This window comes from Roseomonas gilardii subsp. gilardii, assembly GCF_023078375.1.
GTDB lineage: Bacteria > Pseudomonadota > Alphaproteobacteria > Acetobacterales > Acetobacteraceae > Roseomonas > Roseomonas gilardii.
In genome coordinates this window covers 969,700-995,472 of record NZ_CP095554.1, presented here as the reverse complement: position 1 = coordinate 995,472, position 25,773 = coordinate 969,700, and the positions used below count along the sequence as shown (strand labels likewise).

Annotated in this window: 23 protein-coding genes and 1 tRNA gene; 18 read left to right on the top strand and 6 right to left on the bottom strand. The window is 70.8% G+C overall.

Annotated elements, in window-relative coordinates; all coding sequences use genetic code 11:
• Positions 1 to 46: 46 nt before the first annotated feature.
• From MVG78_RS04585 to MVG78_RS04575, 3 genes are all read right to left on the bottom strand, one after another.
• Positions 47 to 1,330: an ABC transporter substrate-binding protein gene (locus tag MVG78_RS04585; protein WP_247558616.1), complete on the bottom strand. Its 1,284-nt coding sequence runs from the start codon at positions 1,328 to 1,330 to the stop codon at positions 47 to 49.
• Between the two features lie 85 nt (positions 1,331 to 1,415).
• Positions 1,416 to 2,372 carry an alpha/beta hydrolase gene (locus MVG78_RS04580; protein WP_247558614.1) on the bottom strand — a complete coding sequence of 319 codons (957 nt, stop codon included), beginning with the start codon at positions 2,370 to 2,372 and terminating at the stop codon, positions 1,416 to 1,418.
• Entirely contained in the window at positions 2,369 to 3,061 is a 693-nt protein-coding gene (locus MVG78_RS04575) for a GntR family transcriptional regulator (protein ID WP_247558612.1), read from the bottom strand. Before MVG78_RS04575 ends, MVG78_RS04580 begins: the two co-directional genes overlap by 4 nt.
• A 128-nt stretch (positions 3,062 to 3,189) precedes the next feature.
• Here MVG78_RS04575 and MVG78_RS04570 point away from each other — a divergent pair, with 128 nt between their 5' ends.
• The 10 genes from MVG78_RS04570 (at position 3,190) to ssuD (ending at position 14,597) form a co-directional block, all read left to right on the top strand.
• Positions 3,190 to 4,269, top strand: coding sequence for an ABC transporter ATP-binding protein (locus MVG78_RS04570; protein WP_247558610.1), 1,080 nt, complete (start codon positions 3,190 to 3,192; stop codon positions 4,267 to 4,269).
• Between the two features lie 241 nt (positions 4,270 to 4,510).
• Positions 4,511 to 5,563 carry an ABC transporter substrate-binding protein gene (locus tag MVG78_RS04565; RefSeq protein ID WP_247558608.1) on the top strand — a complete coding sequence of 351 codons (1,053 nt, stop codon included), beginning with the start codon at positions 4,511 to 4,513 and terminating at the stop codon, positions 5,561 to 5,563.
• Positions 5,563 to 6,561, top strand: coding sequence for an ABC transporter permease (locus MVG78_RS04560; protein ID WP_247558606.1), 999 nt, complete (start codon positions 5,563 to 5,565; stop codon positions 6,559 to 6,561). Before MVG78_RS04565 ends, MVG78_RS04560 begins: the two co-directional genes overlap by 1 nt.
• Before the next feature lie 56 nt (positions 6,562 to 6,617).
• Positions 6,618 to 7,361 carry an ABC transporter ATP-binding protein gene (locus MVG78_RS04555; protein ID WP_247560313.1) on the top strand — a complete coding sequence of 248 codons (744 nt, stop codon included), beginning with the start codon at positions 6,618 to 6,620 and terminating at the stop codon, positions 7,359 to 7,361.
• Between the two features lie 345 nt (positions 7,362 to 7,706).
• On the top strand, positions 7,707 to 8,813 hold the full coding sequence (locus MVG78_RS04550) for an LLM class flavin-dependent oxidoreductase (RefSeq protein ID WP_247558605.1): 1,107 nt from the start codon (positions 7,707 to 7,709) through the stop codon (positions 8,811 to 8,813).
• Positions 8,814 to 8,827: 14 nt separating this feature from the next.
• The gene (locus tag MVG78_RS04545) at positions 8,828 to 9,775 is read left to right on the top strand and encodes an ABC transporter substrate-binding protein (protein ID WP_247558603.1); all 948 of its coding nucleotides are present in this window, start codon (positions 8,828 to 8,830) and stop codon (positions 9,773 to 9,775) included.
• 11 nt (positions 9,776 to 9,786) lie between these two features.
• Positions 9,787 to 11,100, top strand: a complete 1,314-nt coding sequence (locus tag MVG78_RS04540) for an O-acetylhomoserine aminocarboxypropyltransferase/cysteine synthase family protein (RefSeq protein WP_247558601.1) — start codon at positions 9,787 to 9,789, stop codon at positions 11,098 to 11,100.
• A 24-nt stretch (positions 11,101 to 11,124) separates the two neighbouring features.
• On the top strand, positions 11,125 to 12,171 hold the full coding sequence (locus MVG78_RS04535) for an isopenicillin N synthase family dioxygenase (RefSeq protein ID WP_247558599.1): 1,047 nt from the start codon (positions 11,125 to 11,127) through the stop codon (positions 12,169 to 12,171).
• A 267-nt stretch (positions 12,172 to 12,438) separates the two neighbouring features.
• Positions 12,439 to 13,419, top strand: coding sequence for an aliphatic sulfonate ABC transporter substrate-binding protein (locus MVG78_RS04530; protein WP_247558597.1), 981 nt, complete (start codon positions 12,439 to 12,441; stop codon positions 13,417 to 13,419).
• On the top strand, positions 13,416 to 14,597 hold the full coding sequence (gene ssuD, locus MVG78_RS04525; RefSeq protein ID WP_247558594.1) for an FMNH2-dependent alkanesulfonate monooxygenase: 1,182 nt from the start codon (positions 13,416 to 13,418) through the stop codon (positions 14,595 to 14,597). The genes MVG78_RS04530 and ssuD overlap by 4 nt, the downstream gene beginning before the upstream one ends.
• A gap of 31 nt (positions 14,598 to 14,628) precedes the next feature.
• On the opposite strand, the gene MVG78_RS04520 is transcribed toward ssuD, so the two are convergent.
• Positions 14,629 to 15,078, bottom strand: a complete 450-nt coding sequence (locus MVG78_RS04520) for a DUF805 domain-containing protein (RefSeq protein WP_247558591.1) — start codon at positions 15,076 to 15,078, stop codon at positions 14,629 to 14,631.
• A 224-nt stretch (positions 15,079 to 15,302) separates the two neighbouring features.
• Here MVG78_RS04520 and MVG78_RS04515 point away from each other — a divergent pair, with 224 nt between their 5' ends.
• From MVG78_RS04515 to MVG78_RS04500, 4 genes are read left to right on the top strand one after another with little or no spacing between them, the layout of a single operon-like run.
• Positions 15,303 to 17,588 carry a TonB-dependent siderophore receptor gene (locus MVG78_RS04515; RefSeq protein ID WP_247558589.1) on the top strand — a complete coding sequence of 762 codons (2,286 nt, stop codon included), beginning with the start codon at positions 15,303 to 15,305 and terminating at the stop codon, positions 17,586 to 17,588.
• 2 nt (positions 17,589 to 17,590) lie between these two features.
• Positions 17,591 to 17,935, top strand: coding sequence for a DUF3649 domain-containing protein (locus MVG78_RS04510; RefSeq protein WP_247558587.1), 345 nt, complete (start codon positions 17,591 to 17,593; stop codon positions 17,933 to 17,935).
• Positions 17,932 to 19,515 carry a PepSY-associated TM helix domain-containing protein gene (locus MVG78_RS04505; RefSeq protein ID WP_247558585.1) on the top strand — a complete coding sequence of 528 codons (1,584 nt, stop codon included), beginning with the start codon at positions 17,932 to 17,934 and terminating at the stop codon, positions 19,513 to 19,515. The genes MVG78_RS04510 and MVG78_RS04505 overlap by 4 nt, the downstream gene beginning before the upstream one ends.
• Positions 19,512 to 19,856, top strand: coding sequence for a DUF3325 domain-containing protein (locus MVG78_RS04500; protein WP_247558582.1), 345 nt, complete (start codon positions 19,512 to 19,514; stop codon positions 19,854 to 19,856). Before MVG78_RS04505 ends, MVG78_RS04500 begins: the two co-directional genes overlap by 4 nt.
• Before the next feature lie 99 nt (positions 19,857 to 19,955).
• On the opposite strand, the gene MVG78_RS04495 is transcribed toward MVG78_RS04500, so the two are convergent.
• Complete coding sequence (locus MVG78_RS04495; RefSeq protein ID WP_247558580.1) at positions 19,956 to 21,023, bottom strand: YihY/virulence factor BrkB family protein; 1,068 nt, start codon at positions 21,021 to 21,023, stop codon at positions 19,956 to 19,958.
• 225 nt (positions 21,024 to 21,248) lie between these two features.
• Here MVG78_RS04495 and MVG78_RS04490 point away from each other — a divergent pair, with 225 nt between their 5' ends.
• Positions 21,249 to 22,271 carry an SAM-dependent methyltransferase gene (locus MVG78_RS04490; protein ID WP_247558579.1) on the top strand — a complete coding sequence of 341 codons (1,023 nt, stop codon included), beginning with the start codon at positions 21,249 to 21,251 and terminating at the stop codon, positions 22,269 to 22,271.
• Between the two features lie 48 nt (positions 22,272 to 22,319).
• Here MVG78_RS04490 and MVG78_RS04485 read toward each other — a convergent pair.
• Positions 22,320 to 22,402: transfer RNA gene (locus MVG78_RS04485), tRNA-Leu, on the bottom strand.
• Positions 22,403 to 22,964: 562 nt separating this feature from the next.
• On the opposite strand from MVG78_RS04485, the gene MVG78_RS04480 reads away from it, so the two are divergent.
• From MVG78_RS04480 to MVG78_RS04470, 3 genes are read left to right on the top strand one after another with little or no spacing between them, the layout of a single operon-like run.
• Positions 22,965 to 23,510 (top strand): chemotaxis protein CheW, encoded by a 546-nt coding sequence (locus MVG78_RS04480; RefSeq protein ID WP_247558577.1) that lies wholly within the window; start codon positions 22,965 to 22,967, stop codon positions 23,508 to 23,510.
• Positions 23,507 to 25,060: a CheR family methyltransferase gene (locus MVG78_RS04475; RefSeq protein ID WP_247558574.1), complete on the top strand. Its 1,554-nt coding sequence runs from the start codon at positions 23,507 to 23,509 to the stop codon at positions 25,058 to 25,060. The genes MVG78_RS04480 and MVG78_RS04475 overlap by 4 nt, the downstream gene beginning before the upstream one ends.
• A 37-nt stretch (positions 25,061 to 25,097) precedes the next feature.
• Entirely contained in the window at positions 25,098 to 25,772 is a 675-nt protein-coding gene (locus MVG78_RS04470) for a chemotaxis protein CheW (protein ID WP_247558572.1), read from the top strand.
• Position 25,773: the final 1 nt, after the last annotated feature.

Below are 25,773 nucleotides of genomic sequence, written 5' to 3'. Positions count from 1 at the left end.
TTTCGCGGGGGCGGGGTCACGCGCCCGCCCCCCTGTTCCGGCACGATCAGCGGAAGGGCTGTTCGAGCTGCGTCATCATCTGCTGCGACGTGATCCGCCCGGTCAGCGCCTGCTGCATGGCCGTCTGCCACTCGGTGTTCACGAAATCCGCCGTGGCGGAGTTCTGCGGCAGCACGGCGGCGAAGGGCAGCGAGGCGACGGTCGCATCGACGAAGCGCTTCGGATGCCCCGTCCAACTGGCGGAGGCGGATCGCGTCACCGGCAACTGCCCGGTGGCCTTGATGAAGGCCGCGTTGTTCTCGCCTTCCGCCAGGAAGGAGATCCATTTCCAGGCGGCGTCCTTCACCCGCGAGGCCGAGAAGATGGCGAGGGATTCGTCCCCGTAGGAGGTCCAGGCCTTGCCGTCGCAGCTCGGCACCGGCACGGCGGAAACCTTGTCGCCCAGTGCCGCGACGAGATCATTGGCAGAACCGATATGGTGGATGGTCATCGCCGTGCGGCCGGACTTGAAGGCACCGACGATCTCCTGGAACCCGTCATTGGGCGCGGAGGGCGGGATCGACTTGTCCTTCTGGAACATGTCCAGCAGCCACTGGTTGGCCGCGACCGCCTGGGGCGAGGTCAGCCCGCCCTTGGTCAGCGAGGCACCGCGCGAGAAGACGAAGCTGCCCCACTGGTCCCAGCCGCCCTTGCCGCCGCGGAAGCCGAAGCCGTAGCGGTCCGGCGCCTGGGTCAGCGCCTTGGCGGCGGCGCGGAACTCGTCGCAGGTGCGGGGCGGCTGCAGGCCGGCGGCCTGGAACAGGTCGGTCCGGTAGTACAGGTAGAGCACCACATACTGGACCGGCAGGTAGTACTGCTTGCCGTTCGGGCCGGCATTGAGCTTCAGCAGGTTGTCCAGCAGGTCCGCCTTGCCCGGCCATTGGGCGATGCGGGCATCCAGCGGCTCCAGCGCCTCCATCTCCACGAGGCGCGGCTGGGCGAAGAGCTTCACCATCGCGGCGTCGGGCGCATTGCCCCCGACCAGCGCGGTGTAGAGATTGTCGTAGTAGCTGTTCCAGGGGACGTTCTCCGCCTGGATCGTGATCCCCGGATGGGCCGCCTGGAACTTCTGCACCAGCGACGTCATCGGGTTTTCCGGATTGTCGACATGGTACCAGAAGCGGACCGTCTCGGCCTGCGCCGCCCGGGTGGCGAGGCCGCCGGATGCGAGCCCGGCGAAGGCCAGGCCGGCCAGGGCCAGCCGGCCCAGGCCACGCCGGCCCGCCCCCTGACCTGCTCCCCGCCCGGCCGCGGGGCGGCGGAAGGCAAGTCCACGCAGTCGTGCGATCATTCCCGTGTCCTCCCAGACAAGTTTCTTACCCCGGCCGCCGTATTCGGTTCGGCCACTCCGTCGCGCGGCAGCTAAGGCACGGCGGTCATGCGATCTGCCGGGCGAAGGCGCCGGCGGCGGCGATCGCCTCGCGGGCCTGCGGCAGGTGCTCCGACATCTGCAGGAAGCCGTGCACGACGCCGGGCACCACCGTCGCCTCCTCCGCCCGGCCCAGGGCGCGAAGGCGGGCGGCGAAGTTCAGCGTGTCGCTCAGCAGCGGATCGATCCCGGCGGCCATGAGGTGCATCGGCGGCAGGTTGCGCAGCGCGGCCTCGGGGGCGTGCAGCGGGGCCACGAGCGGGTCGCGGCGCCGATCCCAGTCGGCGACGTAGAAATTCCAGTAACGCTGCATCTTCGCGCGCGTCAGCCCGGGGCCATCGGCGAAGACGGTGTAGGATTCCGTGCCGAAATCCGCATCCGTGACCCCGTAGAAAAGCAGCAGCGCCGCGGCCGGGGATTCACCCGCCGCCTGCTCATGGAGCTCGGAGGCCAAGGCGAGGTTGGCGCCCGCCGAATCCCCCGCGAGAAGCAGCGGCCCCTCCGGCAGGCCGGAGGCGGCGAAGGCCCGCCGGCGCGCCGCGACCACGTCGCGCAGCCCGGCGGGAAACGGATGCTCGGGCGCGAGGTGGTAGTTCGGCAGGATCACCGGCAGGCCGGAAGCGATGGCGAGGCCACGGGCGCAGCGTTCATGGGTGCGCGCGTCGCAGAAGGCGAAGCCGCCGCCATGGACGAAGAGGATGGCGCCGGGACGTGCCTGTTCCGGCCGTAGCACGAGGAGCTCCTGCTCCGGCGTGCCCAGCGCGGGATCGGCCGGGACCACGGCCCAGCGCGCCTCGGCCATAGCCGGCAGGTTCCGGTTCCACCGCTCCGCCAGCCGGGCCGCCAGGGCGCGCCCCTCGGCCGGCGGCAGGGTGGTGGTGTCCGGCTGCGGCCCATCCTCCGCCGCCACACGCTCCGCCAGGGCCCGCATCTCCGGGGCCAGTTCGCTGGAGAGGTCGCTCATGGGGCGCTGTCCGGAAAGATGTTCGGGCCGAGGTCGACGATGGTGGCGATGTGGTGCCGCAGGGCCGCCGCCGCCGCCTCGGTGTCGCCCTGCGCGATGGCGGCGATGATGGCCTCGTGGCGCAGCGCGGTCTGGCGCAGGTCACGCGGGCCGAGGCTGCGGGAGATCTTGTAGCGGTGGTTGTGCACCAGGCAGCGGTGCAGGATCGGGTCCAGCGCGGCGAGGCCAGCCTCGGCGAAGAGGCGGCGGTGGAAATCCCGGTCGAGCGCGGCGAGCTCCAGCTCGTCCCCGCCTTCGGCGGATTCCTCCATCCGCCGCATCAGGGCGCGCAGGTCGGGCACGAGGTCGCGCGAAGGGTGGCGCATGGCGCGGCGGATACCGCGCGTCTCGATCGCCTGGCGGATATGGAACATCTCCACCGCCTCATCCGTCGTGCAGGCGGAGACCTGGGTGCCGCGATAGCCCTTGCGCTGGACGAGCCCTTCCTCCTGGAGCTGGAGCAGCGCCTCCCGCACCGTGCCCTGGCTGCAGGAGAAGCGGCTGGCGAGGTCGAGTTCCGTCAGCACCTGCCCGGCCTCCAGCTCGCCCAGCATGATCTGCCGCTTCAGCGCCATGAAGGGCAGGGACGCCTTGCCAGCCCCTCCCCGGGTTACGCCCCGGCTCGGGGGCGCCAGGACCGCCTCGCCCATGGCCGAAACTCCTTGTCACTCGATATCAATATCATTATTGATATTACACAAGACAGGCAACAACGAAATGGCCGGTCGGGGTGGTTCCGGCATGGAATCAGGCCCCGCCCGGCCAGGAGGGAAGTTCCATGGCGGCCATCACGCTGCGTGGCATCCGGAAGGACTATGGCGCCCTGAACGTGCTCCAGCAGGTGGAGCTGGAGATCGAGAGCGGCGAGTTCATCGTGCTGGTGGGCCCTTCCGGATGCGGCAAGTCCACCTTGTTGCGGATGATCGCCGGGCTGGAGGAGATCACCGCCGGCGATCTCAGCATCCGCGGCCGCAGCATCGGCCACCTGCCACCCGGCGAGCGCAACATCGCCATGGTCTTCCAGGACTATGCGCTCTACCCGCATATGAGCGTGGCCGAGAACATGGGCTTCGGCCTGAAGATGCGGAACCAGCCGCCCGGCGGCATCGAGGCGGAGGTCAGGCGTGCCGCCGGCATCCTGAAGATCGAATCCCTGCTCGACCGGCGCCCGGCGCAGCTCTCCGGTGGGCAGCGCCAGCGCGTCGCGATGGGGCGCGCCATCGTGCGTCACCCGGATGCCTTCCTCTTCGACGAACCCCTGTCCAACCTCGATGCCGCGCTGCGCGTCGAGATGCGGCTGGAGATCGCGAAGCTGCACCGGCGCCTCAAGGCGACGACCATCTACGTCACCCATGACCAGGTGGAGGCGATGACGCTGGCCGACCGGATCGTCGTGATGAACGGCGGCAGGATGGAGCAGGTCGGGGCGCCGCTGGACCTCTATCACCGCCCCGACACGCTGTTCGTCGCCCGCTTCATCGGCAGCCCGACGATGAACACCATGCCCTGCGACCTCCATCGGGACGACACCGGTTCAAGCATGGCGATGCCCGCCGGCGCCGCGCGCCCGATCCGCCTGCCCGCCCCGGTGCCCGCCGCCGGTCCCGCCGTGATGGGCATCCGGGCGGAGGATCTCTTCCCCTGCGACGAGGACAGCGCATGGTTCTCGGGGCGGCTGACCCTGGTGGAGCATCTGGGCAGCCAGGTCTTCGGCTATCTCGGCCTGGAAGGGGAGCGCAACCTGACGCTGGAATTCCCGCGCGGCAGCGGCGTCCGCGCGGGCGATACGGTGAGCGTCGCCGGTGATCCGGCCCGCCTGCATTTCTTCGACGCCGCGCAGGGCAATCGCATCGGCTAGAATGGCGACGGCCCGGTTGCTCGCGCCGCCGGCCAGGGGCGGGACATTCTCCACGGCCGGCCATCCGGGGACGGATCTTCCAGAAGAGCCGCGAACTACGAACCAGCATCCTTTTGACTATCTGAAATCGTGATTCTCTAATTAACGCGAGAATCAGTGATGTTTAGAGGGTCAGAGGATGTCGGGAAGTTCGAAGGGCCGGGCCCGGGGTGATGGTCCCATCCGTCCGGATCGGCGGGCCTTGCTGGGCGCCATGGGCCTTGCCGGCCTGTCGCTGCCGCTGATGGGGTTCGCGCCCCGTGCCGGCGGTGCTTCCGATGCGCTGGATGCGTTGCTTCGCGGCACCCCGATCTGCCGTGCCAGCGCGCCGGGCGCCGCGCCCGGCACCGCCCTGCGCAAGCTGACGCTCGCCTGGAACGCGACCGCCATCTGCACCTCGCCCGTCGCGGTGGCGCAGAAGCAGGGCATCCTGGCGAAGCATGGGCTGGAGGTCGAGTTCGTCAATTTCGGCTCGTCCACCGAGGCGCTGCTGGAGGCGATCGCGACACGCAAGGCGGATGCCGGCGTCGGCATGGCGCTGCGCTGGCTCAAGCCGCTGGAAATGGGCTTCGACGTGAAGATCACCGGCGGCACGCATGGCGGCTGCATGCGGCTGATCGGCGACCCCGCCGCCGGGGTCACGGGCGATGTCGGCTCCTTGCGTGGCAAGACCATCGCCACGGCCGATATGGGCGGCGCCGACAAGAACTTCTTCTCCATGCTGCTGAAGCGGCGTGGCATCGACCCGGATCGCGACGTCACCTGGAAGGTCTTTCCGGCCCATGTCTTCGGCCTGGCGCTGGAGCGTGGCGAGGCGCAGGCCGTGTCCGGAGGCGACCCGATCGCCTGGCTGCTGCAGCGCGACCGGAAGCTGGTCGAGGTCGCCACCAACCTGTCCGGCGAATGGGCCGACCGCGCCTGCTGCATCATCGGCGTCAGCGGCGCCCTGGTCAAAAACGAGCCGCAGGTGGCCGCCGCGCTCACGCGCGCCCTGCTGGAGGCGCAGGACCTCGCCGCCCATGACCCCTCGGTGGCGGTGGACACCTTCCTGACCTACGCCCCGGCCAGCACCAGCCGCGACGACCTGATCGCCATGATGCGGAGCCATACCCATGGCCATCATCCCGCCGGCCGCGCGATCCGGCAGGAGATCGAGCTCTATGCGGAGGAGTTGAAGTCGGTCGGGGTGATGCGCGCCGGTACCGATCCCAGGCGCTTCGCCGAGCGCGTCACCGCCGACGTGCTGGGGGCGTGATGAGCGGCGCCGCCATCGCCGGGGCCAGCGACGCCCCGCTCGACACCGGCAGGACCGGCTCCTGGGGGCGCGGCCTCCTGGCCGGCCTCGCCTGGATCGCCGCCGCCGCCGTCATCGCTGTGCCGGAGGATGCCATCGAGGTCGGCCAGACGCGTGAACTCGCCCTGGGTGCCGCGCTTCTGGGCGTCGCGCTGCTCCTTTCCACCCTGCTGGGCACCCGTTTCGGCAGGGCTGGCGAGAAGCTGCGCGCGGCCGGGCCCTGGCTCACCGTCCTGCCTCTGGCCCTGATCGCCTGGGAGTTGCTGACCGCCAAGCTCGCCCTGCTTCCCCTGCCCTTCTTCGCCTCGCCGCAGGGGCTGCTGGAGGTCTATCTGGAGGATTGGCCACGGCTGGGCGAGAGCGTGCTGCGTTCGCTCTGGCTGCTGGTCAGCGGCTATGCCATCGGCGCCGCGGCCGGCTTCGTGGCGGGCGTGGCGCTCGGCTGGTCGCGCGCCATCGGCTACTGGGTGCATCCGGTGCTGCGGCTGATCGGGCCGCTGCCCGCCACGGCCTGGCTGCCGATCGCCTTCTTCGCCTTTCCGACCAGCGGCAGCGCCAGCACCTTCCTCGTCGCGCTGGCGACCTGGTTCCCCGTGACGGTACTCACCTGGTCCGGCGTGTCGGGCGTCAACAAGGCCTATTACGACATCGCCCGCACGCTGGGTGCCAGTCAGACCTTCCTCGTGCTCAAGGTCGCCGTGCCGGCGACGCTGCCGCAGGTCTTCGTCGGCCTTTTCATGGGCCTCGGCGCCTCCTTCTCCGTCCTCGTGGTGGCGGAGATGCTGGGCGTGAAGGCTGGCCTCGGCTGGTACCTGCAATGGGCCCAGGGCTGGGCCGCCTACGGCAACATGTATGCGGCGCTGCTGCTGATGGCGCTGATGTGCTCCACGCTGGTGACGCTGCTCTTCAAGGGCCGCGACCGGCTCCTCGCCTGGCAGAAGGGGACGGTGCGGTGGTGAGCGCGGCGCTTCGCGAGGCTCCGGCGACGGAGCGCGACCCGGGGTTGGTCGAGGGCATGGCGGTGGAGGTCCGCCATGCCAGCCAGGCCTTCCAGCTCGAAGGCCAACCGCTGCCGGTGCTGGACAACGTGTCCCTGTCCGTGCGGCCGGGCGAGTTCGTGGCGCTGCTCGGCCCCTCGGGCTGCGGCAAGTCCACGCTGCTGCGGCTGCTGGCCGGGCTCGACGCGCCCGTCTCGGGGCAGGTCCTGGGCGACGGCGTGCCGATCAGCGCGCCCGACCCGTCCCGCGTCCTGGTTTTCCAGGACCCGACGCTTTATCCGTGGCGCACGGTGCGGGCCAATGTCGCGCTGGGGCTGGAGGCGCGTGGCCTGCTGCGCCGCCAGGGCCACCGGGTGCAGGAGGCCATCGACCTCGTCGGGCTGACGGGCTTCGAGAGCGCCTATCCGCACCAGCTCTCCGGCGGCATGTCCCAGCGCGTCGCCCTGGCGCGCGCCCTGGTGAACGACCCGCGCCTGCTCCTGCTCGACGAGCCGCTGGGCAAGCTCGACAGCCTCACCCGCCTGTCGATGCAGGCGGAGCTGGTGCGCCTGTGGCAGCGTTCCGGCCTCACCGCGCTGCTGGTGACGCATGATGTCGAGGAAGCGCTGATCCTGGCGCAGCGCGTGGTGGTATTCAGCCCCCGCCCGGCGCGCATCACGGCGGAGCTGGTGGTGGACCGCCCCTATCCCCGGCATCGCGACGACCCGCATCTCGTCGCCCTGCGGCGCGAGGCCCTGGGCCTGCTGGGGCTGGAGGGCTGACGGTGCGGCCCCAAAGGAACAGTGCCCCGGGCCATCCGTCATGACCGGCATCGTCTGGCGCAGCCTCCTGCTGCTGGGCCTGTTCCTCGCCGGCCTGAACCTCCTGGGCCTCATCCCCGGCGAGGCCCCGCGCACCTCCGTGGTGGCCGGGCGGTGAGCCCACTGGCGTTCCCCGGCCCAGGCCGCGGATTCGCGCCCCGGCCGCGATGTCGGCGCGGCCGCCCCGGCTGAAGGCCAGACGGCCCAGAGGCCCGGGTGGCCCATGCCGGGGAAGCGCGCCCATCGCCGGGCGCCCCCGCGCAGCCACGCCCCGCACCGCCAACGCCCTATGAGGAACACCGCAGCATGAGCCTGCACATCACCGGCATGATCTGGGCCCGCCCGACCTCCGACCTGGAGGCGCCGAGCGGCCCCGCCGTGCAGCCCGATTTCATCGAACGCATCACCCTGGCGCATGAACAGGCCGGCTTCGACCGCGTCCTGGCCGGCTACTGGACCAATGCCGCGGACGGCTTCCTGGTCCTGGCCCATGCCGCCTCGGTGGCCAGGCGCATCCATTTCCTGCTGGCGCACCGGCCGGGCTTCGTCTCGCCCACCCTGGCGGCGCGCAAGATCGCGACGCTGGAGAACCTGACCGGCGGCCGCCTGGCCCTGCATGTGATCTCCGGCGGCGAGGATGCCGACCAGCGCAAGGATGGCGACCATGCCAGCCATTCCGAACGCTACCGCCGCACCGACGAGTTCCTGGAGGTGGTGCGGAAGACCTGGACCGCCACGGAACCCTTCGACCATGTGGACGAGTTCTACTCGGTCGAGCAGGCCTGGTCCGATGTGCGGCCGATCCAGCCCAAGCTGCCGATCTTCTTTGGCGGCGCCTCGGATGCCGCGCTCCACGTCGCGCGGAAACATGCCGATGTCTACGCCCTGTTCGGCGAGCCACTGGCCGAGACCGCGGCCATGCTGGCACGGCTGCGCGCCGGCCTGCCGCAGGGGCGGGAGCTGGCCTTCTCCTGGTCCAACCGCCCGATCCTGGGCGCCACCGAGGCCGAGGCCTGGGACCGTGCCCGGCATATCCGCGAGCGCGCCCTGGCCAAGCTGGAACGGGCCGGCGGCAGCGGGCTGATCCCCGCCGGCCAGGCGGTGAACTCCCAGCGCCTCGTCGCCCTGTCGCAGCGCGGCGAGGTGCTGGACGAGCGGCTCTGGACCGCCATGGCCGGGGTGCTGGGCGGGCGCGGCAACAGCACCGCCCTGGTCGGCACGCCGGAGCAGGTCGCGCGTGCCATGCTGCGCTACCGGGAACTCGGGGTGAGCCACTACATCCTGCGCGGCTGGGACCCGCTGCCGGATGCCGTCGAATACGGGCGCGAACTCATCCCGCTGCTGCGCGAACTGGCGGAGGCGCAGGACAGGCGCCGCCTGAGCGTCCCGGTCCGCACCGTGGCGGCCGAGTGAGGGGCGAGAACAGGATGATCGCGTCCCGCCGCGGCCTCGTCGCCGCCTCCGCCGCCCTGCTGGCCGCCCCCGCGGTGCTGCGCGCCGCCCCGGCCGGCACGCTTCGCGCCGGCAGCCAGAAAGGGGGGCTGCAATCGCTCTTCGAGGCTTCGGGCGTGACCCGGGACCTGCCCTACCGCATCGCCTGGAGCGAGTTCTCCGCCGCCCAGCCGCTGCTGGAGGCGCTGAACGCCGATGCCATCGACATCGGCTCGATGGGCGACCTCAACTTCTTTTCCGTCTACGCCAATGGCGCGCCGATCAAGGCCGTCGGCGCCACGCGCTCCGATGGCGCGTCGCAGAACATCGTGGTGCGGGGCGACGGGCCGGTCCGCAGCGTCGCCGATCTCCGTGGCCGGCGCGTCGCGGCGGCGCGCGGTGGCTGGACCCATTACTCCCTGCTCCGCATCCTTGAGGCCCATGGCGTCGCGCCGGAGGAGGTGAAGATCGCCTGGCTGCTGCCGGCGGAGGCGGCGCTCGCCTTCCGCTCCGGCGCGATCGATGCGTGGTCGGTCTGGGAGCCCTTCACCTCGCTGGAGGTGCTGCAGTTCGGCGCGAGGGTCCTGGCCGATGCACGCGGCCTGACCCCGAGCGCCAGCTTCCTGGCCACCAGCGAGACCGCGCTGCGCGACAAGCGGCCGCTCCTCGCCGACTTCGTCGCGCGCAACCGCCAGGGCTGGGCATGGGCCGGCGGAAACCTGCGGGAATACGCCCAGGTCACGGCACGCCTGACGCGGCAGCCGGAGGCGGTGGTCGAACGCGCCTATGCGGTGAACAACACGCGCGCGGTGCCCTTCGACGAAGCCCTGCTGCGGGAGTTCCAGGAGGCCGTGGACCGCAGCGCCACCTACGGCATCGTGTCCCGCCGCTTCGACGTCCGGGAGGCGATCGACACCAGCCTCCTTCCTTCCACCCAGGGCTGAAGGAGATCCCGATGTCCGAGCCTTCCCTGCATCCCGACACCCTGGCCCTGCATGGCGGCTGGCGTGCCGACCCCACGCATGGCGCGGTGGCGGTGCCGATCTACCAGACCACCTCCTACCAGTTCGAGAGCAGCGAACATGCGCGCCGCCTCTTCGGGCTGGAACAGCTCGGCTACATCTACTCCCGCACCGGCAATCCGACGGTCGATGCGCTGGAGCAGCGCCTGGCCGCGCTGGAGGGCGGCGCCGCGGCCCTGGCGCTCGGCTCGGGACAGGCGGCCTCCGCCTTCTCGGTGCTGGCGCTGGCGCGGGCGGGGGACAACATCGTCTCCTCGACCGACCTCTATGGCGGCACCTGGAACCTCTTCGCCAACACCCTGTCACGCTTCGGCATCGAGACGCGCTTCGTCGATCCCGCGGAGCCGGAGAACTTCCGCCGCGCCACCGACGAGCGCACGCGCGCCTATTATGGCGAGACCCTGCCCAATCCGAAGCTGGTCGTCTTCCCGATCGCCGAGGTCGCGGCGATCGGGCGGCCGCTCGGCATTCCCCTGATCCTCGACAACACCGCCGCGCCCCTGCTGGCCCGGCCGCTGGATCACGGGGCGGCCATCGTGATCTATTCCGCCACCAAGTATCTCGGCGGCCATGGCACCAGCATCGCCGGCGCCGTGGTGGATGGCGGGCGCTTCGACTGGCGCGCGGTGCCGGAACGGCAGCCGGCCCTCAACACGCCCGACCCGAGCTACCACGGCACGGTCTGGACCCAGGCGGCACCGCAGCTCGGCGTGCCCCCCTATCTGGCGGCGCTGCGCTCCTCGGTCCAGCGCGATCTCGGCGCCCCGCTCTCGCCCTTCAACGCCTTCCAGATCCTCCAGGGCGTCGAGACGCTGCCCCTGCGCATCCGGCGGCACAGCGAAACGGCCGCCGTGGTGGCGCAGTGGCTGTCGCGCCGCCCGGAGGTGGCGCGGGTGATCCATCCCTCCCTGCAGAACGGAGAGGCCCGCGCCCGGGCCGAGCGCGTCCTGCGCGGCGGGTTCGGCGGCCTTGTCGGGCTGGAGCTGGCGGGGGGCCTCGACGCCGGGCGCCGCTTCATCGACGCCCTGAAACTGTTCTACCATGTCGCCAATATCGGCGACGCGCGCAGCCTGGCGATCCATCCGGCCAGCACCACCCACAGCCAGCTTTCGGCCGAGGAGCAGGTCCTGACAGGCGTGACGCCGGGCTATGTGCGGCTCTCGATCGGGCTGGAACACCCGGTGGATCTCCTGGCCGATCTGGCGCAGGGCCTCGATGCCGCCGGCCGGCTGGCGGAAGCCGCCTGACGGAAACAGAAAGGGAAACGCGACATGTCCTTCACAGACGAAGTCGACACCGTTCCGGCCATCCCCAGGCCGGACCTGCCTCTCCTCGATCTTCGCCGCCTCGACGGCACGCCGGAGGAGCGTGCCGCCTTTCTCGCGGAGCTGCGCCATGCCGCGCGGGAGGTGGGCTTCTTCTACCTCTCGGGGCACGGTGTGTCCGAGGCGCTGGAAGCGGAGGTGCGCGACATCTCCCGGCGCTTCTTCGCCCTGCCGGAGGCCGAGAAGCTGAAGGTCCAGATGATCCACTCGCCGCATTTCCGCGGCTACAACCGCGCCGGACTGGAACTGACACGTGGCCGCCCGGACTGGCGGGAGCAGTTCGACGTGCATTCGGAGCGCGAGGCGCTGCCCATCGGGCCGGACTCGCCGCCCTGGGCACGCCTCCAGGGCCCCAATCTCTGGCCCGACAAGGCCCTGCCGGAACTCCGCCCCCTGCTTCTGCAATGGCAGTCGGAGCTGACTCGGGTCGCCATCCGCCTCGTGCAGGCGTTCACGGAGGCGCTGGTCGGCGATCCGGATGCCCTGGCGCCGATCTACCGGGAGAATCCGAATCAGACGATGAAGATCATCCGCTATCCGGCGCGGCTGACGGATGACGCGGCGCAGGGCGTGGGGCCGCACAAGGACAGCGGGCTGCTGACCTTCGTGCTCCAGGACGATACGGGCGGCCTGCAGGTGGAAACGGAGAATGGCTGGGTCGAGGCCGTGCCGCGCCCCGGCACCTTCGTGGTCAATATCGGCGAGCTGCTGGAGCTCGCCTCCAATGGCTATCTGAAGGCGACGGTGCATCGTGTCGTGAGCCCGAAGGTGGGGCGGGACCGCTATTCCGTGGCCTTCTTCCTCGGTGCGCGGCTGGATGCCACCGTGCCGCTGCTCGACCTTCCGCCGGAACTGGCCGCGGAGGCCAAGGGGCCGGCCAGCGATCCGGAGAACCCGCTCTTCCGCAACGTCGGCGCCAACTACCTGAAGGGACGGCTTCGCTCGCATCCCGATGTGGCGCGGCGCTACCACGCCGACCTGTTGCAGCCGTAGCTCCGGAGCGGGCGCCGTGGCCCCCTCCGGAGCCCCGGCGCCCGCCTTTCGCCACCGCGCCCGGCGATCCCGCGGAGCCCACGCGATCCAGGCCGGAAGAAAACTCTCCCGCACGCTTCCGCGCGCATCGATTTTGCTTTGCACAGCACGAAGTTTGAAAACGCCGTTCATGGAAATCCCGCCTCCGTCCCTGTAGCCCTTGGGGCATGACGCCCAGCGCCGAAGGCCCATACCGGGCGGTGGGCTGAACCAGACGTGGAGACGGATGTGACATCGAGGCTTTCCCGGCGCCGTTTCGGCCTTCTGGCCGGTCCCGCGCTGGCTTCCACTCTGGCGGCGCCCACCCTTCTGACACCCTCCCCGGCGCGCGCCGCCACGCCGGTCCGCATCGGCTACCAGAAGAACGGATCGCTCGTGATCCTCCGCCAGCAGCGACGGCTGGAGGCGCTCAACATCCCCGCGCAATGGATCGAATTCCCCTCCGGCCCGCCGATGCTGGAAGCGCTGAACGCCGGTGCCGTGGATTTCGGCGCGACCGGCGACACGCCCCCGATCTTCGCCCAGGCCGCCGGCGCGGATCTCCTCTATGCCGGCGGCCAGCCCGTCAGCGGCCGCAATTCCGCGATCCTCGTGCGCAAGGATTCGGCCATTCGGAGCCTGGGGGACCTGAAAGGCCGTCGGCTGGCCTTCACCAAGGGGTCGAGCGCCCATAACTTCGTGGTCCGCGCCCTGGCTTCGGTCTCCCTCGGCCCCGGCGACATCCAGGCGGTGCAGTTGCAGCCCTCCGACGCGGCGGCGGCGTTCCGGCAGGGCAGCATCGATGCCTGGGCCATCTGGGACCCCTTCTTCGCCATCGCCCAGCAGGAGCCCGAGACACGCGTCCTGACGACGGCCGAGAACCTTGCCCCGAGTAACAGCTTCTTCCTGGCCAGCCGTGCCTTCGCCGATCGGGACGCCGACACGCTCCTCACCTTGCTCGGCGCCGTCAACGAGGCGGCGGACTGGGCGGCACGGAACCCCGACGACCTCGCCCGCATCATGGCGGAGGTCACGGGCGTGCCGCTGGCCGTGCAGCGCGTCGCCGCCGCGCGGGGCGTCTATGCCGTGCAGGCGATGGACGACACCATCATCGCGCAGCAGCAGGCCATCGCCGACAGCTTCGCCGCGCTGCGCATCATCCCGCGGCGGATCGAGATCCGCGTCGCCGTCTGGACGCCGCCCCGCCAGATCGCCGGAGCCCGCCCATGAACGCCGAACCCTTTGCCGACAGCCGTGCCGGGGCGACACCGCTGGACCTGATGTGGTTCCTGCCCTCCGGCGGGGACGGCTCCTATCTCGGCACCGAGAAGGGCCACCGCGTGGTGGACAACCGCTACCTGCGCCAGATCGCCCAGGCGGCCGACCAGCTCGGCTACAGCGGCGTGCTGCTGCCCACCGGCAATGGCTGCGAGGATGCGCTCGTCACCGCAGCCTCCATCGCCCCCTTCACCGAGCGCCTGCGCTTCCTCGTGGCGCTGCGTCCCGGACTGACCTTGCCGGGCGAGGCGGCACGGCAATACGCGGCGCTGGACCGGCTCACCGGGGGCCGCCTGATGGCCAATGTCGTCTGCGGCGGCAACCCCGCCGACCTCGCCGGCGACGGGCTCACCCTGGGCCATGACGAACGCTACGCCCAGGCGGATGATTTCCTGACGATCTGGCGCGGCCTCATGGCCGGGGAAACGGTCCGGCACGAGGGGACCTATCTTTCCTCGCAGGGCGGGCGGCTGGCCTTCCCGCCCGTGCAGCGCCCGCACCCGCCGCTCTACTTTGGCGGCTCGTCGCCGGCAGCCCATGCGCTGGCAGCCGCCCAGGCCGATGCCTACCTCAGCTGGGGAGAGCCCGTCGCGGCCGTGGCCGAGAAGATCGCGGATGTGCGGAGCCGGGCCGCCGCCCTGGGCCGCAGTCTGCGCTATGGCATCCGGTTGCACCTGATCGTGCGGGAAACCGAAGGCGAAGCCTGGGATGCCGCGCGCCGCCTCATCCGCCACCTGTCGGACGACACCATCGCCACGGCGCAGCGCAAGCTGGCGCAGGAGAGCGACAGCGTCGGCCAGAAGCGGATGCTGGCGCTGCATGGCGGCTCGCGCGAAAGGCTGGAGATCGCGCCGAACCTCTGGGCCGGCGTCGGCCTGGTCCGCGGCGGCGCGGGCACGGCGCTGGTCGGCGATCCGGAAACGGTCGCGGCGAGGATTCGCGAGTATCAGGCGCTCGGCATCGACACGCTGATCGCCTCCGGTTACCCGCATCTGGAGGAAGCGTATCGCGTGGCGGATCTGCTCTTCCCGCTGCTGAACCTTTCCACGCGGCGCGGCCCCGGCTTGGAAGGGCCAAGCCTCGTCAACGGCGGCGGCGCCTTCATGACCACGGTGGAGAAGAAGGGCTGAGGAGCGCGGCGGGGCGGCGATCCGCCCTGCCCTATCCCCGCGCCGCCTGGGCGGGGACCTCCAGCGGATCGGGGCCGTAGCGGTTCGGGCCCCGGGTGCCGTCGCGGCAGCACAGGCTGATGAACAGCCAGATCCAGCCGATGACAGGGACCAGCAGAAGCAGGTTCCACCAGCCGCTGCGGCCCCTGTCGTGCCACCGCTTGGTCATGCCGGCGAGACCGGGCAACCAGGATAGCCAGAGCCACAGGCCGGTGATCGGGCCGCCGGGATAGAAGACGTAGCGCTGCTCGAAGCGCCAGACCTCCGCCGCCTGCACCGCCGGGACGGGCGAGGGCACCGGCTGCCAGGAGGGCGCCCCGAAGATCGCCGCATCCAGCCCCACGAAGAGCCAGTACAGGGCGAAGAGCGGCAGGATGTAGGTCATCCAGTAGCGTCCGAGCGACAGGCGCCCGCGGAAGCTGATCCAGCGCAGCAGAAACATGATTCCCTCCGGCCTGACGGCTCGTCGGCCAAATCACCGGGAGGGTCAACCGCACGCTGTACGGGCCTGCCGATGCGTCTTCGCCGGCGTCCCGCCTGTCCCTCCGCCCGCAACTGACATTTTGGTCATCGAAGATCCATCCATTCGACATTCTCTCATGGACAGAAGTGACATACGTGTTATGTGAGAATGATAATCATTGTTGCATAGCTGGGGAAGTTTCAGTGCCTCGCCGCTCCATCACGCTCTGCCGCAAAGGCAGCAGCGTCTCTCCGCTCGTCCTGCTGGCCGCCGTCGCCATTCCCGTGAACCTTGCGCAGGCGCAAGAAACCGAAAGCGCCGGCGGCTCTGCCGTGACGTTGCCGGAGGTTACCGTGCAAGGCCGGACGGAGACCGGCTCCAGCCCGGTGCGCGGCTTCGTGGCCGGGGTCAGTGCCTCCGGCACCAAGACGGACACGCCGATCATCGAGACGCCGCAGTCGATCTCCGTGATCACCGCCGACGAGATCCGGGCGCGCGATGCGCAGAACATGAACCAGGCGCTGCGCTACACTGCGGGAGTGGTGCCGGAGACGCGCGGCTCGGCGGCCGTGCGGCTCGACCAGATGACGATTCGCGGCTACTCCCCGACGCAGTTCCTGGACGGCCTGCGCCTGGCCGGCGGGCGGGATGCGAATCCCAGCCTCGACACCTATCGCCTGGAACGGATCGACGTGCTGCGCGGCCCGGCCTCGGTGCTGTTCGGCAGCACGCCGCCCGGCGGGCTGATCAACGCCATCAGCAAGCGGCCTACCGAGGAGCGCATCAGGGAGGTGCTGCTGCAGGCGGGCACGCGCGACTATGTCCGCTTCGCCGGCGATGTCAGCGGCAGGCTGGACGAGCGGGGGGAATGGCTCGGACGCTTCATCGGCTCCTATGCCGAGGGCGACGGCGAACTCGACGAGACGCGGGTGCGGCGCTACTTCTTCACCCCTTCGCTCACCTGGCGCCCGGATGCCGACACACGGATCACGCTGCTCGGCCATTACCAGCGCGACCCGGAGGGCGGTTCCTATGGCGGCGTGCCCGCCTGGGGCTCGGCACTGCCCAACCCGAACGGGCGCATCCGCATGCGCTACTATGACGGCGACCCGGATTTCGAGCGGCTGAACCGCGAGCACTACCAGATCGGCTATCTGGCGGAACGCCGGATCGACGACGTGTTCACGATGCGGCAGAACTTCCGCTACATGCACACGAAGGGCGAGTACCGCAGCCTCTACGGCTCGGCGGTGACGCCGGACATGACGCAGACGGTCCGCTCGGTCTACGGCACGGACGCGGATTTCGACGTCTTCAACATCGACAACCAGATCCAGGCGAATTTCGACACGGGGCCGGTGCAGCACACGGTCCTCGCCGGCTATGACTACACGCGCATCCTGCAGGACACCTATACCGGCTCCGCCCTCTACAACACGCCAGCGGGGGCGACGATCCGGCGGCAGAGCCTGTTCGACCCGATCTACAGCGGGCAGAACACGGTCTGGCCGGGCTTCAGCACCTATGCCAGCCAGCGCACCAACCAGAGCGGCATCTATCTCCAGGACCAGCTGAAGCTCGGCAAGCTGGTCGTCCTGCTCGGCGGGCGGCGCGACTGGTACGATTCCACCACCGAGAACCGTTCGGTGGCGACGGGCCGGCTGACCAGCAACCCGCGCCAGACCAACGACGCCTGGACCGGCCGCGCCGGGGCCGTGTACCTCTTCGACAACGGCCTCGCGCCCTATGTCAGCTACACGGAGAGCTTCGAGCCGACGAGCGGCACGGACCGCCTCCTGCGGCCCTTCGAGCCCATCTCCTCCCGCCAGTACGAGGCCGGTCTGCGCTATGCGCCGCCGGGCAGCGGTCTGCTGTTCAGCGCCGCGGTCTATGACCTGCTGCGGCAGAACGTGCTGACCACCGATCCCGTCAACCCGAACTACAGCGTGCAGGCGGGCGAGACGCGCTCGCGCGGCGTCGAGCTGGAGGCCAAGGGCGAGCTGAGGAACGGGCTGAGCTTCACCGCCGCCTATGCCTATCTCGACATCGAATACACCAAGAGCAACACCACGACGCGCCGGGACTACGGCATCTATCCGGCGGTGCCGGGCTCGACCGGGCCGGTGGTGAGCCTGCAGGGCAAGGTGCCCTATGCGCAGCCGAAGCACACCGCCTCGGCCTGGCTCGACTACACCGTGCCGGCGGAAAGCGGCTTCCTGTCCGGGCTCGGGCTCGGCGGCGGCGTGCGCTACCTCGGCCCGAGCTGGGGCGATGACGCCAACACCTTCAAGGTGAAGGGCGTGACGCTGTTCGACGCCGCCCTGCGCTACGATCTGGGCCAGGCGATGCAGGAGCTGAAGGGCATGCAGGCAGCGGTGAACATCAGCAACCTCGCCGACACGCGCTATGTCGCGAGCTGCTATGGCTATGCCTGGTGCTGGTACGGCTATGGCCGCACGGTCACCGGCTCCATCCGGTACCGTTTCTGACCATGGCAGCGATGCGGCAGGGCGGAACCCTTCTGTCCGCCTCCTGGCTGCGGCCCGTCCGGGGGATGGGGCCGGAGGGGCGCCGCAGGCTGGATATCCTCCTGCGCGTCCTGGCGGCCCTGCCCGGCGGCTACGCCCTGTCCGCCCTCTTCGCCACCACCGTGGCCATGCTGCCCATGGCACGCATGGATGCGGTGCTGGCGGGGATGATGGGAAGCTTCGCCGTGTATGCCGGAGCGGTCGTATGGGTCTTCGCCGCGCGCTCGGCCCTGCGGGCCTGGACCGGCCTCGCCATCGTGGCGGCCCCGCTGCTGGGGCTGCTCCTGCTTCAGGGGAATGCGCCGTGAAGGAGGGATTCCGCCAGTGCATGGCCTGGCTGCACACCTGGTCGGGCCTGCTGGTCGGGTGGGTCCTGTTCGCTGTCTTCCTGACCGGCACGGCCGCCTATCTGCGGCCCGAGATCTCCTACTGGATGCGGCCTGAGATCGCGCGTTCCAGCACCAGCGCCCCGGACGCGGCCATCGCCGCCGTGGCCTATCTGGAGGCCAAGGCGCCCCGCTCGCCCGCTTGGTTCATCACGCTGCCCGATGCGCGGGAAGGCGTGACCCGCGTCTTCTGGCGGGCCCCGGCGGCCTCCGGCCGCGGCTTCCAGAGCGAGCTCCTCGATCCGGCCACCGGGCAGCCGGTCGAGATGCGGAAGACCATGGGCGGCGACTTCTTCTACCGCTTCCATTTCGAGCTGCACTACATCGGCGTGCTGTGGGGACGATGGATCATCTGCTTCTGCACGCTGTTCATGCTGGTGGCCATCGTCAGCGGGGTCATCACCCATCGCCGCATCTTCGCCGACTTCTTCACCTTCCGCCCCGGCAAGGGCCATCGTTCCTGGCTCGACGCGCACAATCTCGGCGCCGTGCTCGCGCTGCCCTTCCATCTGATGATCACCTACACGGGCCTGGTGATCTTCATGCTGATGCTCATGCCCTGGGGCATCGACCGCACCTATCCCGAGGGCCGCAACGCCTTCAACGCCGAACTCTTCGGCAACCCGCCCGCGCTCCGGCCATCCGGGCAGGCAGCGCCCCTCGTGCCGCTGGCGCCCCTGCTGGAACAGGCCGGGCAGCGCTGGCAGGGCGGGGAGGTGGGGCGCATCACGGTGAGCAATGCCGGCGACGCCAGCGCCACGATCCAGCTCGTCCGGCGGGATGCCGACCGCATCTCCACCGCCATGCAGAGCCTGCTCTTCGAGGGCGCGACCGGCAAGCTGATCTCCGTCCAGGACCAGTCCGGCGCCGTGATGGAAACACGCGGCGTGATGTATGGCCTGCATCTCGGCCGTTTCGCGGGCCCCCTGCTGCGCGGCCTGTTCATCCTGTCCGGCCTCGCCGGTACGACGATGGTGGCCACGGGCTGCCTGCTCTGGGCGGTCAAGCAGCGGCAGCAGGCCGCGAAGAAGGGCAAGCCGGGCTTCGGCACGCGGCTGGTCGAGCATCTGAACCTCGCGGCCATCGGCGGCCTGCCCGTGGCCATGGCGGCCTACTTCTGGGCCAACCGGCTGCTGCCGGCCGACATGGCCGGGCGTGCCGAGTGGGAGATCCATGCCTTCTTCCTCGCCTGGGGCGCCTGCTGCCTGCATCCGCTGCTGCGGCGTGGGCGGCGGGGCTGGGTGGAGCAGTTCACCCTCGCGGCCCTGCTCTTCGCCGCCCTGCCGGTTGGGAACCTGCTGCTGGGGCAACGCCCCCTGACCGAGACCCTGGCGGCGGGGGACTGGGTGCGCGTCTGGTTCGACCTCGGCCTGTTGGCGCTCGGCCTGGGCCTGGGCGCCATCGCCTGGAAGGTGGCACGGCACCAGGCCACGCCCCCACGGCGACGGGCCGCGCAGCGTCGCCCCACGGCGGAAGCCCTCCCGGCGGAGGCCGGATCGTGACCGGGCTGAGCTTTGTCCCCCTGAGCTTCGCTTTAGCCTATGCCGGCTTTGCCGGGCTCTGCCTCGCGATGGAGCGCCATCATGAGCAGGTCTTCGGGGTGCGGCGGATCCCGCCACGCCGGCGGCACGGCCTTGCCTGGGGTGGATGGCTGCTGCTGGCGGCATCGCTCCTGCCGGTATCGCTCGCCCACGGGGCCGGGCCCGGCATCACGCTCTGGACCGGCCTTCTGACCGCGGCCGCGCTGATGCTGGCGCTGCTGCTGTCCTATGCCCCGCGCCTGGTGATCGCCCCGGCCGTCGTGGCCCTGATCGGTTCGGCCCTGCTGCCGGCATTGATCTGACCGGCCCCCGAACCGGCCCCCGGATGACTGGCCCCGGGGAGAGGCGCCGCCTTTCCCCAGGCCAAAAGCACGACAGGCAGGAATGCAGGAAGGGCGCCCCTAGCCGCCCGCCGAGCGGCGGAACAGGCCCAGCCAGGGGCGGCGCCCGTGCCGGATCTCGCGTCCGGCCGCCAGGGTGACGCCCAGCACGCCCGCCACGCGCCACAAGGCGCCTTCCCGCGTGACCAGCGGGGCCGGCTGGACGACGCTCGAAGCGGGCGCCGGAGCCGCGATCTTCCGCCCCGCCGCCTTCGGATCGGCCGGCACGGGAGCATGCTGCTGGCTGCCTTCCAGCCCGGCATAGGCACGGGTGAACTCGGCCCCCAGCAGGAAGATCTGGGAGGAGTAATAGACCCAGAGGAGCACGATCATCACGGAACTGGCCGCGCCATAGGTCGTCGCCATGTTGCTGCTGCCCAGGTACCAGCCGATCAGCGACTTGCCGATCGTGAAGAGCAGCGCGGTCGTGAAGGCACCGATCGCCACATCGCGCCAGGGCAGGCGGCGATCCGGCAGGATCTTGTACATGGCGCCGAACAGCAGCGTGATGATCCCCAGCGAGATCACGAAGTTCATCAGCGACATCAGCAGCGTGACCTCGGGCAGCCGGCCCTGCAGCCAGGTGCTGAGCACGGAGATGCCGGCGCTGACCGCCAGCGAGACCAGCAGGATGAATCCGGTGGCGGCGACCAGGCCCATGCTGGCGGCCTTGGCGCGCACCAGGCGGCTGACGGTCTCGGTGGTGTCCTCGTCGGCATCCGGCTCGACCTTCCAGATGGCGTTGAGCGCGCCCTGGAGCTCCCCGAACACGCCGCTGGCGGTCAGCAGCAGGGTCACGAGGCCGACCACGGTGGCGATGGTGCCGCTGGTGCTGTCGCTGGCACCCTTGACCATGTCCTGGATGGTGGCGGCGCCCTGCTCCCCGACCAGACCGCGCAACTGGTCGTCCAGGGCGCCGCGCACCGCTTCCTCGCCGAAGAAGAAGCCGGCGATGGCGGTGGCGATGATCATCAGCGGCGCCACGGAGAAGATGGTGTAGTAGGCGATGGAGGCGCCGCGGCTGAGGCAGGAATCGGCGATGTAGCCGCTTACCGTATCCGTGATCAGAGCCCAGATCCTGCGCAGCATGTCACCGAAACCTCGTTCTGCCCCCGGTCCGGGCGATGGGAGCGCGTTGCCGGACCGGGAGCAGAACGAGCAGGACGGCCGCGCGGTTGCTCCGGGCCGCGGCACTTCGCGCGCGATGGCGTCCCTGACCTTCTCCTGCCTCGCCCGCCGGGCTTGCGGCGGGTTCTGCCGGCGGACCGATCTGGCGGGCTGACGGCGGCGGCCCGCCGGGCTAATGGCCCCCTCATGACCTTCTCCCGCGCCCCGTCACCTCCCGTTCCAGCGGGTGCACCGGCCGATCCCGCTCTGCCGCCCGAGAGCCATGCCGGGGTCCGGGCCGTGTACCGCGCGCATCCGGGCTTCGAGGCGGACCTGACGGAAACGCTGCGCCGGGCTGGTGTCCGCCTGTCGGGCTGGCAGGGGGAACTGGCGCTTTCGCCCGATGCGGCGGTGACGTGTCCCTGGGCGCTGGATGTCTGGACGGCGCCCCGCCTCCTGCCGGTCCCCTCGATCAAGGGGGCGGCCAGCGCGCTGCGCGCCATCCAGCGCAACTGGGCCCTGTGTTCCACGGGGAACCATCGCCGCGCCGCGCTGATCGAGGCGGCGCTGCCTCCGGTCAAGGCGAGGCCCGTGGCCTTTCCCGCCCCCGTCCCCACCGCGCCGCTGGGCGGATGGACGCTGCTGCGCCCGGAGCTGATGCTGGCCAGCCCGGAAAAGACCAGCCCCTATCCCACCGGCGCGCCGGTGCTGGTGGAGGACCACGAGGGGCCGCCCAGCCGCGCCTATCTGAAGCTCTGGGAAGCCTTCCTGGCGGCCCGCCACTGGCCCGGGCCGGGCGATTCCTGCCTCGACCTCGGCGCCTGTCCCGGTGGCTGGACCTGGGCGCTGGCGAAACTGGGCGCACGCGTGGTGGCGGTGGACAAGGCCCCGCTCGACCCGCGCGTGGCCGCCATGCCCGGCGTCTCCGTGCGCCAGGAAAGCGCCTTCGGCCTGGACCCGCGCACGCATCCGGAGGTGGACTGGCTGCTGAGCGACGTGATCTGCTATCCGGCCCGGCTGCTGGGACTGGTGCGGCGCTGGATCGAGGCCGGCAAGGCGCGGCACATGCTCTGCACCATCAAGTTCCAGGGCAGCACGGACCATGACACGGCGGCCGAATTCGCCGCCATCCCCGGCGCCCGCCTGACCCACGGCGTCTACAACAAGCACGAGTTGATGTTCCACTGGAGCCGCCCCGGAGAGGAAGGGCACGGACCCGGCGCGGTGTGAGGCGAACCGGTCGGGAGAGCCCGGTCGCTACGCCCTGTGCCAAGAGGATGCGGGCGGCCGGACTCGAACCGGCAAGCCATTGAAGGCTAACGATTTTAAGTCGTCTGTGTCTACCATTCCACCACGCCCGCGAAGACGTGGAAGGCACCTGGGAGGGCCATGATGCTCCCCCGTGGGTCAGCCCACCGGACGCAGGCGGTTTATCGGAAGCCGGGGTGCAGTCAACCGCGTCGCGGCGCCTCCGCCCGGCTTCCCTTCAGGAAGATCCGCACCGCGCGGTCGATCCGGCCTTGCAGTTCCGCTTCCGGGACCTCCGCCCTCTACCCCGTCAGCACCTCGTGGTGGAAGGCACTCAGCGCCATGCCCACCAGCACGCGGCTGGCCTCGATCGAAAGGCCGAACTCATAGCCTCCGCCGCGCCGGAGCTTCGCCAGATAGCCCTCCAGCCCGGATCACTGCGCCGGACGGCCAGAGCCTCGTAACGGAGCGGGAAGCCCCTGGGCGCTGGTGGTTCCCGCCGCCCCCGGGGGGCATATTCCATCCCGTATCTTCAGCCATTGGCTGAATTTATTTTACGAAATGCGATTCCTGATGGCTCCTTGGATGCATCGGGCCGTCTGTGGCATGCTGGCCTGATCCCTGGTCTGCGCCGATCCGCCACCTGCCAGCCTTGCTGCGGAGCCTTTTCCTTCCTTGGTCGCCTCCCTGTCCGATCCGAACCTGTCCCTTGCCCGGACCGAGCAGCTGGTGCTCTTCGCCGTGGGGGAAACGCGGCTGGCCCTGCGCCGGGAGGCGGTCGGGGAGCTTCTGCCCCTGCCGCGCCTCTGGGCTCCGCCCGGCCTGCCACGGCTCCTGGCTGGCTTCCTGAACCTGGGGGGCGAGGCGGTGGCCGTGCTTCGCCTGTCGCGCCTGCTGGAGCCGGAGGCGGAGATCCGGGCGGAGGAGAGCCCCGCGGCCGGCATCTACCGCCACCTGATCCTGCTCGGCGAGGGGCGGGATCGCCTCGCGCTGCTGGTGGACCGGGTGCTGGACGTGGTGCGGGTGCCGCGGCAATGGCTGCAGGCAGTGCCGGCGGAGCAGAGCCTGAACGGCTGTGCCGAGGCCGAGGTCGCGTTGCCCGACGGCTTCGCCCGCCTCCTGGCGCCGGAGCGGCTGCTGATGGAGCGCGAGCGCGCCACCCTGGCGGAGCTGGAAGCGCAGGCCCGGCGCCGCCTGGAGGAATGGGCCGCGCCGTCATGAACGGCCGCCCCGGCGTGCCGACGCTGCTGCCGGACGCGGCCTTCCTTGAGCTCAAGGGCCGCATCATCCAGCGCACGGGGCATTTCTACTACCAGGACAAGAACGAACTTCTCTGGGAACGCCTGCTGCGCCGGATGCGCGCCACGGCCTCGCCCTCCAGCGAGACCTATCTCCGCCGCCTGGACGACCCCCTGGGTGGGGAGGCCGAATGGTCGGCGCTGGAAGCCGAGATCACCATCGGGGAGACCTTTTTCTTCCGCTATGCGGAACAGTTCGCCGCGTTGCAGGAACGGATCCTGCCCGAGCTGATCCGGCGCAACCGCGCGACGCGGCAGTTGCGGATCTGGAGTGCCGGCTGCGCCACCGGCGCGGAGCCCTATTCCATCGCGATCCTGCTGCACCGCCTGCTCGGGAAGGAGATCGGCGGCTGGCGCTGCCGCATCCTGGGTACCGACATCAACGAATCCTTCCTGGCCACGGCCCGGGAGGCCCGCTTCAGCGCCTGGGCGCTGCGCAGCCTAGCGGCCGGGGAAAGGGCGCAGGACTTCGCGCCCGACCCTTCCGGGCGGAGCTGGCAGCTGCGGCCGCCGTTCCGCGCCCTGGTGCGGTTCGAGCGGCACAACCTCCTTTCCCTGCTGGACCCCGCCGCGCCGCTGAACCTGAGTGGCTTCGACCTCATCCTGTGCCGCAACGTGCTGATCTATTTCCATCCGGACACCGTGACGCGGCTGGTCCGGGCCCTGGGGGACAGGCTGGCGCCGGAGGGCTGGATGCTGCTGGGCCATGCCGAGCCCAACCCGGCCTTCGCCGCCTTCCTGTCGGTGGAGCAACTGCCGGGCACCGTGGCTTACCGCCGCCCCGCCGCCTCGTTCCAGGAAGCATCCGGCCAGGAAGCATCCGGGGAGGCATCCGGGGCCGGCGCGGAGGCAGCCCCGCCCGAGATGGCCGGTGCGACACCCCTCGTGCCGCCCTGGAGTCAGCCATGGAAAATGCCGTGGCAGAGTTCGGGGCCGGAAGCCCCCGCCGATCCGGCACCGCTTTTCGTGCCAGCGGTCTGGGCCGGGGCCAGCCGGGCCAGGGCTGCGATGGCGGCGCCTCTCCCCTTGCCGGAACCTGTGCCCCCCGCCCCGGCCATGCCGGCGACCGAAGGGGGTCCGACGGCGCTCGAACGGATTCGCGAACTGGCCAATCGCGGCGAGACGGAAGCGGCGCGCGCCGCCTGCGCCGCCGCCCTCCGCGAGGACCCGATGCGGGCGGCGGCGCACTTCTATGACGGCCTGCTGGCCCGCGCATTGGGCCAGGCCACGGAGGCGGAGGCGGCCCTGCGGCGCGCCCTCTATCTGGACAGGAACTTCCTGGCCGCGCACTACCAGCTCGGCCTGCTGCTGCTGGATCTCGGCCGGCGGCAGGAGGGGCGGCGTGCCATCGCGACCGCCGCCCGGATCGCCCGCGCCCTGCCGGGGGAAACGCCTGTCGAGGAGGGGGATGGGATGACCGCTGCCAACCTGCATGCCCTCGCCCGCCTGCAACTCGGCCTTTCGATGTCCTGACGCCCGGCCCATGACCCATGGATTTCCTGAACGGGACTTGGCCCCCGGCGCTGTCCCAGGGGAGGCCGCCCTCGCGGAAGCGCCCCGGGCACTGCCGGCGGTGGGCGGGCTGAGCGAGGCCCGGGCCGCACGCCTGCTGGAGGAACGGGCGGCCCGGCTGGCCGCGCGCCACAGCCGGGTGGCGGGGGCCGCCGTGGCTCCCGCCGCGCTCCCCCCCATCCTGGCCTGCGCGCTCGGCCGGGAATGCTACGGCCTGCCGCTGGAACGGCTGCTCGCCGTGCAGCCGGCCACCGCGCTGGTGGGACTGCCCGTGATGTCGCCCCCGTTGCTGGGGTTCTTCGCCCGGGCGGGGCAGCCCTATGCGGTGCTGGACCTGGCGGCGATGCTCGGCCTGCCCCCTGCCCTGCCCCCTGCCCCACCCCCTGCCGGCCGGGGGGTGGACGGCCCGGCGGGGCACCTGCTGCTGCTGCGTGGCGAGCCGGGGCGAGGAGCCCTGAGGGTGGCCCTGCGGGTGGACCGCGCGCTGGGCGTGGTCACGCCGCAGCCCCTGGCCGCGCCATCCGGCGGGCGGGACGACCGCGCTGCCGCCATCGCCGGGCGTGGGCTGGTCCCGGCCGGACCGCTCGGCCCGCGGGAGATGGTGCTCGGCCTGCTCGACCCCGAACGTCTGCTGCAACCCTTCCTGTCCGCCACCTCCGCTGCGGGAGCCTGAA